The organism is Mesorhizobium sp. M5C.F.Ca.ET.164.01.1.1 (assembly GCF_004792125.1).
Classification (GTDB): domain Bacteria; phylum Pseudomonadota; class Alphaproteobacteria; order Rhizobiales; family Rhizobiaceae; genus Mesorhizobium; species Mesorhizobium wenxiniae.
This window is the reverse complement of record NZ_SRTG01000004.1, coordinates 1-17,568: the sequence shown is the minus strand read 5'-3', so window position 1 is coordinate 17,568 and position 17,568 is coordinate 1. Positions and strand designations below refer to the sequence as shown.

Genomic DNA, 17,568 nt, shown 5'->3' with positions numbered 1-17,568 from the left:
ACATGCCCGCCTATGACTACATCCATGACGGCACGGCGATCTATGAGCGCTCCTTCGCCATCATTCGCGCCGAGGCCGACCTGTCGCGCTTTTCCGCTGCCGAGGCCGATGTCGCCATCCGCATGATCCATGCCTGCGGCCAGGTCGAGGCTGCCAGGCATTTCGTTTTTTCGGAGGATTTTGTTGCCGCCGCGCGCACGGCTCTGGCGGCCGGCGCGCCGATCTTCTGCGACGCCGAGATGGTCTCGCACGGTGTCACCCGCGCCCGGTTGCCGGCCGGTAACGAGGTGATCTGCACGCTGCGCGACCCGCAAACGTCTGACGTCGCAGAAAAGATCGGCAACACCCGCTCCGCTGCAGCCATAGACCTGTGGGGCGAACGCATGGCCGGTTCGGTCGTCGCCATCGGCAATGCGCCGACAGCACTTTTCTACCTGCTGGAAAGGTTGCGCGACGGCGCGCCGAAACCGGCTGTTATTATCGGCATGCCGGTCGGTTTCGTCGGTGCTGCCGAATCGAAGGATGCGCTGGCCGAGAATTCCTACGGCGTGCCCTACGCGATCGTGCGCGGCAGGCTTGGCGGCAGCGCCATGACGGCCGCCGCACTCAACGCACTGGCGAGGCCAGGTCTGTGAACGCGATTGCAAAAGGCAGGCTTGTCGGCGTCGGCACCGGTCCCGGCGACCCCGAACTGCTGACGCTCAAGGCCGTGCGCGCGCTGGCCGAAGCCGACGTGGTCGCGCATTTCGCCAAGCGCGGCAACAACAGCAATGCGCGCGCCATCGTCGGCGCGCATTTTCGCCCCGATTTGATAGAGTTGCCGCTGCTCTATCCCGTGACCACCGAAATCGACAAGGAGCACAGCGACTATCGGTTGCAAATAACGGATTTCTACGAAGAGTCGGCCGAAAAAATCGCCGAGCACCTCAGCGCCGGCAGAATGGTCGCGGTGCTTTCGGAAGGCGACCCGCTGTTCTACGGCTCCTACATGCATCTGCATGTCAGGCTGGCACACCGCTTCCCGACCGAGGTCATTCCCGGCGTCACCGCCATGTCCGGCTGCTGGTCGGCGACCGGAACGCCGATCGTCCAGGGCGACGATGTATTGACCGTGCTGCCGGGCACGATGAGCGAATTCGAGCTGACCCGCCGCCTCGCCGACACCGATGCCGCCGTCATCATGAAGGTCGGCCGTAACCTGCCCAAGATCAGGCGTGCACTGGAAGCGACCGACAAGCTGGCGCGTGCCGTCTATGTCGAGCGCGGCACCATGCCGGGCGGCGTTTCGATGCGGCTGGCCGACAAGCAGGACGACAAGGCGCCCTACTTCGCCATCGTGCTGGTGGCCGGCTGGTCAGGCCGGCCCGCCGCATCGGGAGCCGAAACATGAGCGGCCGCCTGACCGTCATCGGCCTCGGACCAGGCAATGCCGACCAGGTGACGCCGGAGGCAAGCCGCGCCGTCGCCGAGGCAAAATTCTTCTACGGCTACAAGCCCTATCTCGACCGGCTCGATCTGCGCCCCGACCAGACCCGCGTCGCCTCGGACAATCGCGAGGAGCTGTCCCGCGCCAAGGACGCGCTGGTAAGGGCTGCGCAGGGCCACGCTGTCGCCGTCGTCTCGGGCGGCGACCCCGGCGTCTTTGCCATGGCAGCGGCCGTCTGCGAGGCGATCGAGGCCGGCCCAGCCGAATGGCGTGCCGTTGACGTCGCGATGCTGCCGGGCATCACCGCCATGCTCGCGGTCGCTGCCCGCATCGGCGCACCGCTCGGCCATGATTTCTGCGCCATCTCGTTGTCCGACAATCTAAAACCCTGGGACCTGATCGAGCTGCGGCTGTTGGCGGCGGCGGGCGCCGGCTTCGTCATTGCGCTCTACAATCCGATCAGCAAGGCGCGCGCCTGGCAGCTTGGCCGCGCCTTCGAATGCCTCACGGCGATCCTGCCCGGCACCACGCCGGTCGTCTTCGGCCGTGCCGCCGGCCGTCCCGACGAGCGCATCGAGGTGTTTTTGCTGGCGGAAGCCGATGCGGAAAAGGCCGACATGGCGACCTGCATCATCATCGGCTCGCCGGAAACCAGGATCATCAAGCGCGGCGAAAAACCGGCGCTGGTCTACACGCCGCGTTCGGCGGCGGGCCCAAGAAAATGACTGACCAGAAAATGATCGACCATTTCGGCAAGAGCTTCGATAGTCTCAGCCGACGTAACGTCTGGCAGTGCCGGCCTGCGGATCATGACTACCTCGATGCCAAGCTCCCGTGCTGCGGATATCTTGCCGTAGGTCGCCTCGCCGCCGCTGTTCTTGGAAACGACGACGTCGATGCGGTGTTCCAGAAGCAGTGCACGTTCGTCGGGTTCCCGGAACGGCCCGCGCGCCAAGAGATAGGTCGCATCGGGCACAGCGAGCCTTGGCTCGACCGGATCGACGCTGCGGATAAGATAGTGATGTTGGGGTGCGGCCTCAAAAGCGGCGACCTCCTGTCGCCCGAGCGCCAGGAAAACGTGGCGTGGAGCCGACCCCAGCGCCGTCACCGCGCTGGCAACACTGTCGACCAGCGTCCACCGGTCGCCTTCGGCAGGCTCCCAGCCCGGGCGCCTGAGCGCAATGATCGGCATGCCGGCCTCATGCGCCGCTTCCGCGGCATTGGCGGAGATTTGCGCCGCATAGGGATGCGTGGCGTCGATCAGCAGGTCGATGTGGGTCTCGCGCAGATATGCCGCCAGCCCGGCGGCACCACCGAAACCACCCGTACGGGTGGGCACGTCTTGCGCGCAGGGATTTTCGGTGCGGCCGGCCAGCGACAGCGTGAGCGTCACATCGGTGCGCGCGACCAGCTTTCCCGCCAGTTGCCGGGCTTCGGTGGTTCCGCCGAGGATCAGAATGCGGTGGGTCATCATGCCTGCTGAGGGTCCGCACGGCGCCAAGCCCAACTCAAGATGGCTAACAATCGTCGGCATCGGCGAGGACGGTGTAGCGGGTCTCGGCGACGAGGCCAAGCGGTTGATAGCCGAGGCTGAATTCGTCCTCGGCGGCACGCGTCACCTTGCCCTTGTCGCGTCACTCGCCAAGGGCGAAGCACGCGCCTGGCCAACCCCTTTCGATGCCAAGATGTGCGACGTGCTGGCACTTGCGGGCAAAAAGGTCTGCGTGCTGGCCTCCGGCGATCCGTTCTTCCATGGTGTCGGCGTCACCCTCACCCGCAAGGTGGCGGCGGAGGAGATGCGCGTCATCCCTGCTCCCTCGGCCATGTCGCTGGCCGCCGCCCGCCTCGGCTGGGCGCTGCAGGATATCGAGACCATTTCGCTGCACGGCCGCCCGCTCGACCTGATCCGGCCGCTCCTGCACCCCGGCAGCCGCATCCTCGCGCTGACCTCGGACGGCGACGCGCCGGCGGCGATTGCGGGGCTGCTGACCGAACTCGACTTCGGCGCCTCGCGTTTGACGGTTCTGGAGGCGCTGGGCGGCCCGAACGAAAGGCTGCGTTCGACGCGCGCGGACGCCTTCGACCTCGAAAAGATCAACCCGCTCAACGTGCTGGCAATCGAAGTTGGATCGACTTCAGAAGCACGCATCCTGCCGTTGACGTCAGGCCTTGGCGATCATTTGTTCGAGCATGACGGCCAGATCACCAAGCGCGAGGTGCGCGCCATCACCCTGTCCGCCCTCGCCCCCAGGCGCGGCGAATTGCTGTGGGACATCGGCGCCGGCTCGGGTTCGATCGGCATCGAATGGATGCTCACTGATCCCTCTACGCGCGCCATTGCTATCGAAGCCGATCCAACCCGCGCCGCCCGCATCCGCCGCAACGCTTCACACTGTGGCGTGCCCGGCCTTGTCGTGGTCGAAGGCTCGGCACCGAAGGCGCTTGCCAGGCTAGGCACGCCCGACGCGATCTTCATCGGCGGCGGCGGCAGCGATACCGGCGTGCTGGGCGCGGCCATCAAGGCCCTGCGTGTTGGCGGCCGGCTGGTCGCCAATGCGGTGACGCTGGAGATGGAGACGCTGCTTCTCGCCCGTCACGCTGCGCTCGGTGGCGATCTCACCCGCATCGCTATATCCCGTGCTTCGCCGGTCGGCTCGATGCAGGCCTGGCGGCCGGCCATGCCGGTCACCCAATGGAGCTGGGTCAAACCATGATGGTCGCGGGCATCGGCAGCCGCAAGGGCGTCAGCGCAATGGATGTGCTTGCGGCCATAGAAACCGCGCTGGAAGCGCATGGGCTGGCGATGACGGCGATTTCGGCGCTCGCCACCGCCTCTCTGAAGCAGGACGAGCAGGCAATCTTCTCCGCGGGGCGCGAACTCGCCCTACCGGTAATCGTTGTCGAGGACGATGCGCTCAAGGCTGCGTCGTCGCGCGTCATCAGCCACTCGAGCCTAACACAGGAGCGCGCCGGCACGCCGTCGGTTTCCGAAGCCTCCGCGCTTGCCGCTGCCGGGAAAGGCGCAAAACTGCTTGCGCCGCGCACCGTGCTCGGCCCGGTCACCTGCGCCATCGCCATCAGCGGAGACGCGGCATGACTGTCCACTTCATCGGCGCCGGGCCGGGCGCGGCCGACCTCATCACGTTGCGCGGCAGCCGGCTGCTGGCAAGCTGCCCGGTCTGCCTCTATGCCGGCTCGATCGTCGCGCCGGAACTGTTGCAGCACTGCGCGCCCGGCACGAAGCTGATCGACACCGCGCCGATGTCACTCGACGAGATCGAAGCTGAATATGTGGCGGCCCACCAGGCCGGCCACGACGTCGCCCGCCTGCATTCCGGCGATCTCTCGGTGTGGAGCGCCGTCGCCGAGCAGATCCGCCGGCTGGAAAAGCACGGCATCGCCTATACGCTGACGCCGGGCGTGCCCTCTTTCGCAGCCGCAGCGGCAGCGCTTCGCCGCGAGCTGACCATTCCCGAAATCGCACAAAGCCTGGTGCTGACCCGCATCTCCGGTCGTGCCTCGAAAATGCCGCCCGGCGAGACGCTGGCCGGCTTCGGCCGCACCGGCGCGACGCTGGCCATTCATCTTGCCATCCACGCCATCGACCGGATCGTCGCCGAGCTGACGCCATTCTATGGCGCCGACTGCCCGGTTGCGGTCGTCTTCCGTGCTTCCTGGCCGGACGAGCGCGTGCTGACCGGCACGCTGGCCACCATCGAGGCGCAATTGGCCGCCGATCCAATGGAACGAACGGCAATCATCTTCGTCGGCCGCTCACTGGCGGCTGAAGGCTTTGGCGAGAGTTCCCTTTACGACGCCCACTACCAGCGGCGTTTTCGCGGACGGGACGGACTGTGAACGACGGCACCGGAAACAGAGGTGGAAACACCACAATCGAACAGGCTTTGGCCCGGCTGAACTTCAAACCGCGCCAGCTGGAGCCGGGCCATGTCTGGCTGGCCGGCGCCGGCCCCGGCGATCCCGGCGGCCTGACGCTGGAAGTGTTGGCGGCACTTGGGCAGTGCGATGCCCTCGTCTACGACGCTCTGGTGTCTCCCGATGTCGTAGCGGTGGCGGCGAGTGTCGAGCTTTTCTACGTCGGCAAGCGCGGCGGTCAGCCGTCGATGAAACAGGATGACATCACCGCTTTGCTGGTCCGGCTGGCGCGAGAAGGCCGCCGCGTCGTCAGGCTGAAAGGCGGCGACCCCTATATTTTTGGTCGCGGCGGCGAAGAGGCGCTGGCGCTCGCGCGGGAAGGCATTCCCTTCCGCGTCCTGTCCGGCCTCACTTCAGGTCTCAGCGCGCTGGCCGGAGCCGGCATCCCGGCCACCATGCGCGGCATCAACAAGGCGGTGATCCTGGCCACCGGCCACGCCGCCGGCACCGATGACGATCTCGACTGGGCGGCAATCGCCCGCACCGGCCAGCCGGTTGTCGTCTACATGGGCATGGCCAACCTGCCGCTGATATCAGCCTCGCTGCTCGAGGGCGGGCTGGCGCCATCGACGCCGGCGGCGGTGATCGTTGCCGCGACGACGCCGCAGGAGCGCATCGTCGTCGCCACGCTCGCCACCATCGCCGAGGCGGCGGCTGCCGGCGGGTTGACCTCACCGGCGCTGATCGTCGTCGGCGGCATCGTCGCGATGCGAGCGGCATTGGCGGGCGAACCATGACCCGCGCGATCATCATCGGCGCCCCGCGCTCGGGTTCGGGCAAGACCAGCGTCACCATCGGCATCCTGCGCGCGCTCGCCAGGCGCGGCCTGAAAGTGCGTGGCGCCAAGTCCGGCCCCGACTATATCGACCCCGGTTTCCACACCGCCGCGACAGGCCTTTCTGGAGTCAATCTCGACAGTTGGGCAATGCCGCCCGCTCTGCTCAACGCGCTAGCCGGTGACGCAACTGAAGATGCCGATTTCATCTTCCTGGAAAGCGCGATGGGCTTGTTCGACGGGATTCCCGCTGCTCCAGGCCGCACCGGCTCGGCCGCAGATCTTGCCCGGCTTTACGACCTGCCGGTGCTGCTGGTGCTCGACGTTTCCGGGCAGTCGACCACGGCGGCGGCCGTCGCCAAGGGTTTTGCTACATATGATCCCGATGTGCGTATGGCCGGCGTCGTGCTCAACCGGTTGGGCAGCGAGCGGCACCGCCGGCTTTGCAGCGATGCCATCGAGGCGCTCGGCCTGCCTGTCGTCGGCGCGATCCTGCGTGATCCCTCGCTCAACCTGCCGGAGCGCCATCTCGGCCTCGTCCAGGCCGGCGAATATGAGAATTTGATGGCCCATCTCGATCGGCTGGCCGACATGGTCGAACGGTCGCTCGACCTCGACGCCATCATTGCACTGGCGGCGCCATTCGCGCCCGCTCCCGGCAATTTCGGCGATGCGTTGCCGCCGCCCGGCCAGCGCATCGCGCTGGCCGAGGATGCCGCCTTCACTTTCCTCTATCCGCATGTCGCGATGCGTTGGCGCAAGGCTGGGGCGGAAATCATCCCCTTCTCGCCACTCGCCGACGAGGCGCCCAGCGATAATTGCGATGTCTGCTGGCTGCCCGGCGGCTATCCCGAGCTTCACGCCGGCCGCCTCGCAGCGGCTGCAAATTTCAGGGCCGGCATGAAGGCCTTTTCGGCAACACGGCCGGTGCATGGCGAATGCGGCGGCTTCATGGTGCTCGGCGAAGCGCTGGAGGACGCATCGGGAGAGACGCACGGGATGCTCGGCCTGCTCGGTCACTCGACCAGCTTTGCCAAGCGAAAGATGAATCTCGGCTACCGCGAGGCGCGGCTGCGCGCCGATTGTCCACTGGGACCCCAGGGCACGCTGATCCGTGGCCACGAATTCCACTATGCGCAGATGATTGCCACCGGCAATGACGAACCGCTGGCCGACCTCGCCGACGGGCAAGGCAATCCGCTCGGCGGCTCAGGCTACCGGCGCGGCCATGTCAGCGGCACATTCTTCCATGCCATTGCGAGGGGCGCATGAACGCCACGCAACGGCAGATCCTCGGAGACGTCGCGCTTTGCCTCGTCTTCTTCACCCGGTTGCCGCTGCCGGCCTTCGACTTTCGTGGCCGCAGCCTTGCCGCTGCGATCTGGGCCGCCCCCGTCGCGGGCCTGGCGGTCGCTATTGTCGGTGCGCTGGTCTACGCCCTCGGCACAAGGCTCGGCCTTACCGGAGGTTCAGCCGCCGCGTTGACCCTTGCTACGACCTTGCTCGCCACTGGCTGCCTGCATGAAGACGCGCTTTCGGATGTCGCCGACGGCTTTGGCGGCGGCAAGACACGCGACAGGAAACTGGAGATCATGCGTGACAGCCGCATCGGCGCCTATGGCGCTTGCGCGCTCGGCCTCTCGCTGCTGATCCGCTGGAATGTGCTCACCGAGTTGGGCGATCCCGCGCGTGTCCTCTTCGCTCTGATTGCCGCACATGCCGCTTCGCGCGGCCCGCTCGGCGCGTTCATGCATCTGTTGCCGCCGGCTCGCAGCGACGGCCTCTCGGCCGATGCAGGCACCGTGTCGGCCGAAACGGCCATTGCCGGCGCCGGGCTTGGTGCATTCGCGCTACTGGCGCTTGGGTTCGGTAGCGCGGTCGCCGCGCTCATCCTGCTCGGCCTGTTATTTGCCGCCTTCCGTGCGCTGTGCCTCAACCAGATCGGCGGCCAGACCGGCGACACGGTCGGCGCCCTGCAGCAGCTTGGCGAGATCGCAATCCTGCTCGTCGCTTCCGTTTCCCTTTCCTGACTCTGTTTCGGAGACTTTGCCCCCATGCCTTTCAAATCGCTTGAAGAATTGCGCGCGGCCTGCCTCGATCTGCCTGCCGGCAGCGACGCCGCGGCAAATGCTGTCGCCCGCCGCCAGGACACGTTGACCAAGCCGCAAGGCAGTCTCGGCCGGCTGGAAACCATAGCGGCCTGGCTTGCGCGCTGGCAGGGCCGCGACATGCCCAAGCTCGGCCGCGTCAAAGTCTTCGTCTTTGCCGGCAATCACGGCGTCACCGCACAGGGCGTGTCCGCCTTCCCGTCGGAGGTCACCGTGCAGATGGTGGCGAATTTCGCCGGCGGCGGTGCCGCCATCAACCAGATCGCCCGCATCGCCGGTGCCGAACTCGACGTCATTCCGCTCGACCTGGATCGTCCGACCAGCGATTTCACGCAGGTGCCGGCGATGGACGACGAAGCCTTCCTCGCCGCCGTCTCGGCCGGTCACAGTGCGGTGACGAACGACCTCGACCTGGTCTGCTTCGGCGAAATGGGCATCGGCAACACTACGCCGGCCGCGGCCATCTCGGCCGCCCTGTTCGGCGGCGGCGCAGAAAAATGGACCGGGCGCGGCACCGGCGTCGACGATGCCGGCCTGGTGCGCAAGATCACAGCCATCGAGGCCGGCCTAAAGCGCCACGCCGAGGCCCTTGCCGACCCGCTGACGGTCGCGGCCGCCCTTGGCGGGCGCGAACTCGCCGCCATTTTCGGTGCGACCTTGGCCGCACGCCATTTAGGCCTACCTGTGCTGCTCGACGGCTTCGTCTGCACCGCCGCCGCAGCACCGCTGGCAAAATTGCATCCCGCCGGCCTCGCCCACACGCTTGCCGCCCATGTCTCTGCCGAATCCGGCCATCGCCGGCTGCTCGAGGCACTCGGCCTGCCGCCGCTGCTCGACCTCGGCATGCGGCTCGGCGAAGGCTCCGGCGCATGCCTCGCCGTCAACATCGTCCGTTCGGCGCTGGAATGCCATGCCCGCATGGCAAGCTTCGCCGAGGCTGGGGTGTCGGAGAAGTAAATGCTCGCAAACTCATGAGAGTCGACACGGCTCGATACAGGGGCGTGAGACTGAGATTTTCAGTCTCACATTCTCGCCCCGTTCTCAGGGTCTTGCCACCTAAGTCTTTGAAATCTTTGGTGGGTGCGACAGGGATCGAACCTGTGACCCGCTGATTAAGAGTCAGCTGCTCTACCAACTGAGCTACGCACCCACTCGCCGGTAAAACCAGCGTCGGCGGGCATATAGCCGCCGCCATCCGCCATGTCCAGCCCTGCCGGATTCATTTCCCGACAATTCGCGCCGGGTTTCGTCATCCTAGGGCGGAGCGAACGCGAAGCGGAGCAGAGATCCTAGGATCCATGCCGTAACAGTCGCCAAAAATGCGGCGGTGTACAAGGCTCTCATGCGCACAAGAGCTGCACGGTTTCGATGTGAGAGCCCACCGCTTCACAAGACGGACGGCTGCATGGAAACCTAGCTCGCACCGCCGGAGCACTGCCGCTCGGTTACGGCATGGATCCGAGGGTCGCCGCGACGTCGCTTCGCTCCTGCTACGCTCTAGGATACGGAGCATGGTATGTCAGACAAACAGCTTGCCTTCCGCCACTTTTACCGCATGGCCGCCGATGCGGGCGGCGGCGAGTTTGCCGCCTTCGACATTCAGTTCGAGGCGAATGCGCGAAGGCCGGCCCATCTCAAGCCCTTGCTCGATCCACAGTCGCGAGACCCCGTCTCGCGGGCCGTCGAAATGCATGATCGCGCCGGCGAAGGCGGCCGCCGCCGAACCGGTCGCCGGATCTTCATAGGAGGGACTGCCGGGCACCATCATGCGGACATGGAAGGCGCTGTCGTGGTTCACCGTCTCGCGGCAGTAGACATACGGGCTGGCGAGGGCCCACTCGCTCTTGCGGGGGGCCAATTCCGACCACGCCTGGTTATCCAGCCGTATCCGGGCGGCGGCCTCCAGATCGGCGACCGGAACGGTCACATAGGGCACACCGGCCGACCAGAACGAGACGCGGTGATTCTCGAAGCCGACTTCGTGTGGCCCCAGCCCAAGTGCTGCGCCGATCGCCTCCGGGTCGGCGGACAGTTCCAGTGGCTCCGGCAGTTTGGCCAAGTCGAACTCGGCAAAGGTGGCGCCCTCGTGCTTGCTGACGGCGCAGCGCACCGGGCCGATATTCTCCTCCAGGACGAAGATGCCGGCGGTGTCGCCATCGCCAGCTATTTCGGCAAGCGCGATCGCGGAACCGACAGTCGGATGGCCAGCGAACGGCATCTCATAATCGGGCGTGAAGATGCGGATGCGGGCGCGGTGCTTGGGATTGTCAGGCGGCAGCACGAAAACGGTTTCCGACAGGTTGAACTCGCGTGCGATGGCCTGCATCGCGGTCGTGTCCAGCCCCTTGCTGTCAAGCACGACGGCCAGCGGATTGCCGGCCAGCCGCTCGGTCGTGAACACGTCGTACAGTAAGTAGTTCCGGGTCAGCATTGTAGAAAGCCTTCTGCCTTCAATCTAGGTCGCGGACTCATGAATACGGTCGAAATGGTGTGAGGCCATCTGTTCGGATACGCGGAGCGAAGGCGAAGGAAGCCATTCGGCTTTCAAGCCCTTCGCAACAAAGTAGCCGGGCAGATGGACCACATCCTCCGGACGCCGAAACGGCTGCAAGCTGTGTCGTCGAACCGCTCGGCCGGGGGAAAGACCCAGACCTTCGCAATTCTCCTCGCATCTTCTTGCCCTTTCAGGCGCCATTTGGATCATATTCATGAGTCCACGACCTAACATGGGCGAAATTTAATTTGATATTTGAACCATTCGGCCTGATCTGTGCACTGATGGGATTACCATTGTTCATAGGGGTCCGGCGTGGACCAGATTGTCAATCTGCCAAAGACGGAATCCACTTCCGACATAGAGACGGCACTCGGGCTTGATCGCCTGGGTCTGAAGAAGAAACGGCGTCGCGGCTGGCTTTATGGCCTGCTTATGCTGGTCGTCATCGCCGCAAGCCTCGCCGGCTACCAATGGTACGCCGCGTCCCCCGCCAGGATCGACTATACCACGGCGCCGGCCGCTGTCGCCGATCTCACGGTCGAGGTATCGGCGACCGGCACGCTGCAGTCCCTCACCCAGGTCGACATTTCGAGCGAACTGTCCGGCGTCGTCCACTCGGTCGCGGTCAACGAGAACCAGCAGGTGAAGAAGGGCGATGTGCTGGCTGCGCTCGACACGGCCAAGCTGGAGGTGCAGATCGAGCGCGCCGAGGCTTCCGCCAAGGCGGCGGCCGCCAATGTCGAGACCGCCACCGTAACGCTCACCGAAAACGAAAGGGCGCTTGTGCGCGCGGCGGCACTCACCAAGCGCGGCATGGCGACGGACCAGTCGCTTGAAGCGGCGACCGCGACGCGCGACCGCTCCAAGGCAGCGCTCGACAGCGCCAAAGCCAGTCTTGCCATCGCCAATGCCGATCTCAAGGCGCAGCAGACGGACTTCGCCAAGAGCACCATCTATGCGCCCATCGACGGCATCGTTCTGACGCGCTCGGTCGATCCCGGCCAGACGGTTGCCTCCTCGCTGCAGGCGCCGGTGTTGTTCGTCATCGCCGCCGACCTCAGAAACATGGAGCTGAAGGCAGCGGTCGACGAGGCCGACATCGGCGCGGTCAAGCCCGGCCAGCATGCGCGCTTCACCGTCGACGCCTTTCCGGAACGGCCGTTCGATGCCGAAATCCGCGACATTTCCTATGCCTCGGTCACCACTGACGGCGTCGTCACCTACGACGCGCGGTTCGAGGTCGACAACAACGAGCTTCTGTTGCGGCCCGGCATGACTGCCACCGTTTCGGTCGTCACCAGGCAGGCCAAGGGCGTGCTCACGGTGCCGGCCATCGCCTTTCGCTATCGGCCGGCGCAAACAGCCGCCCGCGCGTGGAGCCTGAGCGACCTGTTCACGGGCCGCATGGGCCGTCCAGGCGGCAACCGCCAGCGCCAGGCGACGGCGCAGCCTACCGACGGCTCGCGCACGCTCTACGTGCTGGAGAACGGCCGGCCTCGGCCAGTCAACGTCAAGGTCGGCTCCACCGATGGCGAACTGACCGAGATCACCTCCGGTCTCGAAGAAGGTGCGCAAGTCATCACCGCCGCGCAGCAGCGGAGCTGAGACAGTGGCGGCGGGCGCGACCCTCATCACCTTCGACAAGGTCTGGAAAAGCTATGGCCAGGGCGAGGCCACGGTCCATGCGCTGGCTGGTGTCGACCTTGCTATCCGCAGCAGCGAATTCGTCGCCATCATGGGACCGTCCGGCTCCGGCAAGTCGACGGCGATGAACATCATCGGCTGCCTCGACACGCCGACGGCCGGAACCTACAGCTTCATGGGCATCGATGCTGGCCGTCTCGACCGCAACCGCCGCGCCATGCTGCGCAACCTCTATGTCGGCTTCGTCTTTCAGGGCTACAATCTCCTGCCGCGCACCACGGCGGTGGAGAATGTCGAATTGCCGCTGATCTATCGCGGCGTTGCCGCCCGCGAGCGTCATGACCTCGCAATGAAAGCGCTGGCCGAGGTCGGCCTTGTCGGCCGCGAGCACCACACGCCGGCCGAGCTTTCCGGCGGCCAGCAGCAGCGCGTGGCGATCGCGCGCGCCATTGTCACCAGGCCGACCCTGCTCGTCGCCGACGAACCGACCGGCAATCTCGACACCGCCCGCACCCACGAGATCATGGAACTCTTGACCAGGCTGAACACCGAGCTTGGCCTCACCATCGCCATGGTCACGCACGAGGCTGATGTCGCCGGTTATGCCGAGCGCACAATCCGCTTCCTCGACGGACATGTCGCATCCGACACCATGAACCTTGAGGTGGTGTGACCGTGATCTGGGAAACTGTCCGCCTCTCGCTGCTGTCGGTCCGCCGCAACGTGCTGCGCTCGTTCCTGACGCTGCTCGGCATCGTCATCGGCGTCGCCGCCGTCATCGCCATGCTCACGATCGGCTCGGGCACCACCGAAAAGGTAAAGGCCGATATCTCCAAGCTCGGCAGCAATCTGCTTGTCGTCCGTCCCGGCCGCCCGGCCGGGCCCGGTGGACCGGGAGGGCTCGACCAGGCCACACGTCCGCTCGGCAGCAAAGAACTTGCCGCGCTCGTCGCACACCTGAGCGGCGCCCGCGCCATCTCGCCCGCCTCGCAAAAGCAGGTCCGCGTCATCTTCGGCACCGAGAGCCTGACGTCGGGTGTCACCGGCACCGACAGCGCCTATCTCGACGCGCGCGACTGGAAGCTGGTTTCGGGCCGCCCGTTCAGCGATTCGGAAATCCGCTCGGGCACCGGCGTCTGCCTGATCGGCGAAACGGTGCGCCAGCAGTTTTTCGGCGCAGGCGACCCCGAAGGCGAGATCATTCGCGTCAATCGCACATCCTGCAAGATCATCGGCCTGCTCGAGCCGAAGGGCTATACCGGCTTCGGCCAGGACCAGGACAATGTCGTGTTGATGCCGCTCGCCGCCTATCAGCGCCGCATCGCCGGCAACCGCGACATCGACTCGATTTACGTCGCCGCCGACGACCGGATGCCGACGACCGAGCTGCTGCCGCGCGTCGAGGACATCTTGCGCGACACACGCCGCATCACGCCCGATCGCGAGGACGATTTCTCCATCCGCGACATGACCCAGATCGCCGACGCCATGGCGAGCGCCACCATGACGATGACTGGCATGCTGGGTGCGGTCGCCGGCGTCAGCCTGTTGGTCGGCGGCATCGGCATCATGAACATCATGCTGGTGTCGGTCACCGAGCGCACCCGCGAGATTGGCATCCGGCTGGCCATCGGCGCGCATGAAAAGCACATCCTCATCCAGTTCCTGGTCGAGGCGACCGTGCTGTCGCTGCTCGGCGGCATCATCGGCATCCTGATCGGCCTGGCGCTGGCCGGCGTCGCCTCGCTGACGCTGGCGATCCCGTTTGCGCCAAGCCCGGCGGTAATCCTGCTCGCCGTCGGTTTCTCGGCGCTGATCGGCATGGTGTTCGGTTTCTTCCCGGCGCTGCGTGGCGCGCGGCTCGATCCGATCGACGCGCTGAGGCATGAATAGCGCGGCGGAGCGCGCGCCGCGTTCAGATGTCCCCCAAAATTTTGACGCTGCCCTCCCCCTATCGCGAAATAATTCGCGGTGATAGCAATCGCCTTGGGGATATGGGGGGAATAGTGGGATGAGCAAGAAAGAGCGTGTGATTTTGGTGACGGTGATCATCGAGGCCGCATTGGCGGGCCTTTGGGGGTACTTGGCCAGCTATGGCATGGCCAACCCCGATCATGTCACCGCCGATTTCCAGCAGGTTGTCGGTCAGACGATGGGAACGGCGATGGGTGCGCTGCTGGGTATCGGCGTCATGCTGTTTTTCGTCGCCGCCCGCAACGACCGCAAAGCCATCGAAAACAAAATGCGCCGTTAGAGCGACGTGCGTCCACTTTGACGCACAAAGTACGCTCTAACACTCTGAATCTTTGCATCGTGCTTTCCGATTTCGGGCCGATGCGTCAGTCCTTGCCGGCAAAATGCCACTCGATCAGTGGCTTCATATGCGGCATCAGCCCGTCCGGCAGGTCATCGGCATTGCGGATGATAACAGGCCCGTCGATTTCCGGCTCTGCCTCGGCGGCGACAAAGGCACTGATGCGCTGCGCGACCTCGTCGGCGGATGCCGTCTCGCGATAGCGGCGAAAGATCACCGTACCGGTTGCCGTCGACAGGGCATAGTAGCGCCTGCCGCGTGTCGCGCCGGCAAGGTCGAGGCCGGTTTCCTCCCGCACCTCGCGGATCATGTTGAAGTCGACATCGACAAGGCCGTCGCGGAAATCGGTTGGCTCGAACGAGCCGGCGGCGAAGTAGACGCGGCCGGCGTTGACCGTGTGCGTCGCCATGCGGATCGCTACCAGCGCATTGTCGCCGGCGACCAGCATGGCATGGGCATAGGCGTGCTCGGCCCCAGCCACCTGCCGGTTGCCGCGCCAAAGCATGAAGGTCGAGTAGCGCACCGCATGGCAGCGGCCCACGAGGCTGTTATGGCGATAGCTGAGCGCCGAAAGCAGCACCACGGTGCCGTCGAACAACGCCGGATTGGCTGCGGTCTCGCGCCGCCAATTCTCGGTGATCGCTTGCGCATTATCGCGTTCGAACGGATGCGGGCCGGGGTCGAGCCTGACGTCGACGGCGTCGACCGGCAGGATGATGTTGCGCGGCAGGTCGAAGCTCAACGGAGCGATCCTCAGGCCATTTCAAGGGTGATCGCCACCGGACAATGATCCGACGCTTTCGGCCGATCCCAGCCGGCACGCGGAAAGCGGTCCACCTCCTGGCCCGCCGGAAAGATCGTGCGCCAGGGCTGGCCGTTGCGGATGATGTCGGGAACGGCCGTCGCGTTCTTGGCTGCCAGGGCCTTCGACAACAGGATGTAGTCGAGCTGGCACAGATGCCGCTCTTGCGGTCCGCGCGTATGGTATAAGGTCCAACGATCCATCTCCGGGCGCCGCTCGACCGCATTCTCGCAAAAGCCGCCGGCGGTGAGCACGTTGAGGCAGGACTGGCTCTCATCGATCACCTCGAAGCGGTAGCCGTCAAAGGCGTCGCCGGAGATCTTCACGCGCTGCCGATAATCGTTCATGTCGCCGCAGATCGCCCAGTACTTGTCGGCGGCGTGATCCCCACCGAAACGCTCCTCGATGATCCGGCGCACCGCTTGCGCCTCGGCGATGCGCAGCGGCATTGTCGCCTGGCGCCCGTCGAGACCGTTGCGGGGCGAGCCCATCGACTTGAAGTGCACCAGATAAAGCGTCAGCGGCACACCACCGACGGTCAGGTCGATCTCCAGGCAGTCGCGCCGGAAGATGCGCTGGTTGGCCTGATGCCCAAGCGCTGCCAGTTCCGGCGTGTGCAGGCCGAATTGTTCGAACGTGACATAGGCGTGGCTTGTCATGCGCACGAATTCGATCGGCTGGCCCTGCGCAGTCTCGTTGCGCATCATTACGGCGACGTCGATGCCGCGCGAATCGTTGCCGGCGGTGGTGTATTTCTGGCGGTAGCCATGCCCGACCATCTTGAACAGATAACCGTATTCGAAAGCCTTCAGCGCCTCGATATTGTCGACCTCCTGCATGCAGATGATGTCGGCACGGGTAGCCGCAATGGCCAGTGCCGTCAGCTGGCGCGTATCGTCGGATTGCGCAATCGCCCGCGCCTGCTCCAGCATCTTGTATTCGGCCTCGCTCTGGATGTCGAAGAGCGCCAGCGTGCGATCTTCGTTGAGCTGGTTGCGGTATCCGGAAAAATCGAACCTGTTCATCAGGTTTTCGACATTGAAGGTGGCGAGGCGCAGCGGCATGGCGGTGACCTTTGCCCACAAGCGCACCCGAAAACAAGGGCCTGCCCTGCCCGTCATGGTTGACGAAACCTTTCCGTTCATCCTCCGTTCAGGCGCGAAGTTCCATGAATGACATTCTTCCTCGGGGTATTCCGGGCGTGGGGCCTGAAATCTCTTGGAGAGTGCAATGAGACCGCTCTTTTCTCTTTCTGTCAGATCCGGGCTTCTGGCGCTGGGTCTTCTGGCCGGCCTGACGGCTCCCTCGGTTGCCGGCCCAATTGCCAAACCTGTCCTTCCGGTGCCGGCCAACGCCGTCGCCCCCGACATTGTGCCAGTCCGCGAGAGTTGGGCCGGCGGCAACGACAGGTGGATGCAGAGCGAATGGCGCTGGCGCAACCGGCACGGCACCCGGGAGTGGCGGGGCGGCGGCGATCATCGGAGATGGCACGGTCGCGACGAAACCTGGAGATGGCGTGATCGCGACGATGGCTGGCGCTGGCGCCACCGTCGTCATCATCGCCGTCATTTCAACGATTCCGCGATCTTTTTCGGCCTCGGCCTCGGGCTGCCCGCCTACAACTATTATAGCGGGCCGAGCTACTATGAGCCGGGCTATTACCCGCCTCGGCGTCAGTATCGCACACAAAGGCTTTCCAGCGCCCATGTCCGCTGGTGCTACGACCGCTATCGGTCGTATCGCGCCTGGGACAACACATTCCAGCCCTATGGCGGTCCGCGCCGGCAGTGCTGGTCGCCTTACAGCTGAGCGGAGCGACTGATGAACTCCAGACGGCGTCGCGCTCGCGGCGCTGTTTTTCATTTGGCCCACTTCGTCTGAAGTTCTGCCGCCCTTTTCTGAGCGATGATAACGCTATGTTTATCAGGCGGGCCTAATTATCTTGCCGATCGCACCACATGAAATGCGACGATCGCCGGGGATTGGCGCGCGATGGCTGAAGACGAAAACAGGGACAAACGCAGGCAGCGCGTCTTCAAGGGCGCGACGATCCTGACCGGCATCAC

The 17,568-nt window shown here is 65.2% G+C and carries 19 protein-coding genes and 1 tRNA gene; 15 read left to right on the top strand and 5 right to left on the bottom strand.

Going from position 1 to position 17,568, the window contains the following annotated elements; all coding sequences use genetic code 11:
• Positions 1 to 2 precede the first annotated feature (2 nt).
• Genes EN807_RS22790 through EN807_RS22780 form a run of 3 tightly spaced genes read left to right on the top strand, consistent with a single transcriptional unit; the run spans position 3 to position 2,151 of the window.
• On the top strand, positions 3 to 635 hold the full coding sequence (locus tag EN807_RS22790; protein WP_135936769.1) for a precorrin-8X methylmutase: 633 nt from the start codon (positions 3 to 5) through the stop codon (positions 633 to 635).
• Positions 632 to 1,390, top strand: a complete 759-nt coding sequence (locus EN807_RS22785) for a precorrin-2 C(20)-methyltransferase (RefSeq protein WP_135936768.1) — start codon at positions 632 to 634, stop codon at positions 1,388 to 1,390. The genes EN807_RS22790 and EN807_RS22785 overlap by 4 nt, the downstream gene beginning before the upstream one ends.
• Positions 1,387 to 2,151, top strand: coding sequence for a precorrin-3B C(17)-methyltransferase (locus EN807_RS22780; RefSeq protein ID WP_135936767.1), 765 nt, complete (start codon positions 1,387 to 1,389; stop codon positions 2,149 to 2,151). Before EN807_RS22785 ends, EN807_RS22780 begins: the two co-directional genes overlap by 4 nt.
• Here the strand turns inward: EN807_RS22780 and EN807_RS22775 are convergent.
• The gene (locus EN807_RS22775; RefSeq protein ID WP_135936766.1) at positions 2,115 to 2,897 is read right to left on the bottom strand and encodes a cobalt-precorrin-6A reductase; all 783 of its coding nucleotides are present in this window, start codon (positions 2,895 to 2,897) and stop codon (positions 2,115 to 2,117) included. The two genes, EN807_RS22780 and EN807_RS22775, sit on opposite strands and share 37 nt — an antisense overlap.
• 1 nt (position 2,898) lies before the next feature.
• On the opposite strand from EN807_RS22775, the gene cbiE reads away from it, so the two are divergent.
• From cbiE to cobT, 7 genes are read left to right on the top strand one after another with little or no spacing between them, the layout of a single operon-like run.
• The gene (gene cbiE / locus EN807_RS22770; protein ID WP_135936967.1) at positions 2,899 to 4,140 is read left to right on the top strand and encodes a precorrin-6y C5,15-methyltransferase (decarboxylating) subunit CbiE; all 1,242 of its coding nucleotides are present in this window, start codon (positions 2,899 to 2,901) and stop codon (positions 4,138 to 4,140) included.
• Positions 4,137 to 4,523 carry a cobalamin biosynthesis protein gene (locus EN807_RS22765; RefSeq protein WP_127317876.1) on the top strand — a complete coding sequence of 129 codons (387 nt, stop codon included), beginning with the start codon at positions 4,137 to 4,139 and terminating at the stop codon, positions 4,521 to 4,523. Before cbiE ends, EN807_RS22765 begins: the two co-directional genes overlap by 4 nt.
• Positions 4,520 to 5,284, top strand: a complete 765-nt coding sequence (cobM, locus tag EN807_RS22760) for a precorrin-4 C(11)-methyltransferase (RefSeq protein ID WP_135936765.1) — start codon at positions 4,520 to 4,522, stop codon at positions 5,282 to 5,284. The genes EN807_RS22765 and cobM overlap by 4 nt, the downstream gene beginning before the upstream one ends.
• Positions 5,281 to 6,099 (top strand): uroporphyrinogen-III C-methyltransferase, encoded by an 819-nt coding sequence (cobA, locus tag EN807_RS22755; protein ID WP_135936764.1) that lies wholly within the window; start codon positions 5,281 to 5,283, stop codon positions 6,097 to 6,099. Before cobM ends, cobA begins: the two co-directional genes overlap by 4 nt.
• Complete coding sequence (locus EN807_RS22750; protein ID WP_135936763.1) at positions 6,096 to 7,409, top strand: cobyrinate a,c-diamide synthase; 1,314 nt, start codon at positions 6,096 to 6,098, stop codon at positions 7,407 to 7,409. The genes cobA and EN807_RS22750 overlap by 4 nt, the downstream gene beginning before the upstream one ends.
• On the top strand, positions 7,406 to 8,167 hold the full coding sequence (locus EN807_RS22745) for an adenosylcobinamide-GDP ribazoletransferase (RefSeq protein ID WP_135936762.1): 762 nt from the start codon (positions 7,406 to 7,408) through the stop codon (positions 8,165 to 8,167). The genes EN807_RS22750 and EN807_RS22745 overlap by 4 nt, the downstream gene beginning before the upstream one ends.
• A gap of 24 nt (positions 8,168 to 8,191) precedes the next feature.
• Positions 8,192 to 9,202 carry a nicotinate-nucleotide--dimethylbenzimidazole phosphoribosyltransferase gene (gene cobT, locus EN807_RS22740; protein WP_135936761.1) on the top strand — a complete coding sequence of 337 codons (1,011 nt, stop codon included), beginning with the start codon at positions 8,192 to 8,194 and terminating at the stop codon, positions 9,200 to 9,202.
• Between the two features lie 117 nt (positions 9,203 to 9,319).
• Here cobT and EN807_RS22735 read toward each other — a convergent pair.
• Both EN807_RS22735 and EN807_RS22730 read right to left on the bottom strand, forming a co-directional pair.
• Positions 9,320 to 9,395, bottom strand: a tRNA-Lys gene (locus EN807_RS22735).
• A gap of 369 nt (positions 9,396 to 9,764) precedes the next feature.
• The gene (locus tag EN807_RS22730) at positions 9,765 to 10,676 is read right to left on the bottom strand and encodes a PhzF family phenazine biosynthesis protein (protein ID WP_135936760.1); all 912 of its coding nucleotides are present in this window, start codon (positions 10,674 to 10,676) and stop codon (positions 9,765 to 9,767) included.
• A gap of 378 nt (positions 10,677 to 11,054) precedes the next feature.
• Here EN807_RS22730 and EN807_RS22725 point away from each other — a divergent pair, with 378 nt between their 5' ends.
• The 4 genes from EN807_RS22725 to EN807_RS22710 all read left to right on the top strand — a co-directional run bounded on the left by EN807_RS22725 (position 11,055) and on the right by EN807_RS22710 (position 14,640).
• Positions 11,055 to 12,347, top strand: coding sequence for an efflux RND transporter periplasmic adaptor subunit (locus EN807_RS22725; RefSeq protein WP_135936759.1), 1,293 nt, complete (start codon positions 11,055 to 11,057; stop codon positions 12,345 to 12,347).
• A 4-nt stretch (positions 12,348 to 12,351) separates the two neighbouring features.
• Positions 12,352 to 13,059 carry an ABC transporter ATP-binding protein gene (locus EN807_RS22720; protein WP_135936758.1) on the top strand — a complete coding sequence of 236 codons (708 nt, stop codon included), beginning with the start codon at positions 12,352 to 12,354 and terminating at the stop codon, positions 13,057 to 13,059.
• Positions 13,060 to 13,061: 2 nt separating this feature from the next.
• Positions 13,062 to 14,279, top strand: a complete 1,218-nt coding sequence (locus tag EN807_RS22715) for an ABC transporter permease (RefSeq protein WP_135936757.1) — start codon at positions 13,062 to 13,064, stop codon at positions 14,277 to 14,279.
• Positions 14,280 to 14,397: 118 nt separating this feature from the next.
• Positions 14,398 to 14,640, top strand: a complete 243-nt coding sequence (locus tag EN807_RS22710) for a hypothetical protein (protein ID WP_135936756.1) — start codon at positions 14,398 to 14,400, stop codon at positions 14,638 to 14,640.
• An 85-nt stretch (positions 14,641 to 14,725) separates the two neighbouring features.
• Here EN807_RS22710 and EN807_RS22705 read toward each other — a convergent pair whose 3' ends face one another.
• Entirely contained in the window at positions 14,726 to 15,442 is a 717-nt protein-coding gene (locus EN807_RS22705) for a hypothetical protein (protein WP_135936755.1), read from the bottom strand.
• 11 nt (positions 15,443 to 15,453) lie between these two features.
• Positions 15,454 to 16,566: an endonuclease/exonuclease/phosphatase family protein gene (locus EN807_RS22700; protein ID WP_135936754.1), complete on the bottom strand. Its 1,113-nt coding sequence runs from the start codon at positions 16,564 to 16,566 to the stop codon at positions 15,454 to 15,456.
• A 166-nt stretch (positions 16,567 to 16,732) separates the two neighbouring features.
• Between EN807_RS22700 and EN807_RS22695 the strand changes: the two genes are divergently transcribed.
• On the top strand, positions 16,733 to 17,311 hold the full coding sequence (locus EN807_RS22695) for a BA14K family protein (RefSeq protein ID WP_135936753.1): 579 nt from the start codon (positions 16,733 to 16,735) through the stop codon (positions 17,309 to 17,311).
• Positions 17,312 to 17,568 lie beyond the last annotated feature (257 nt).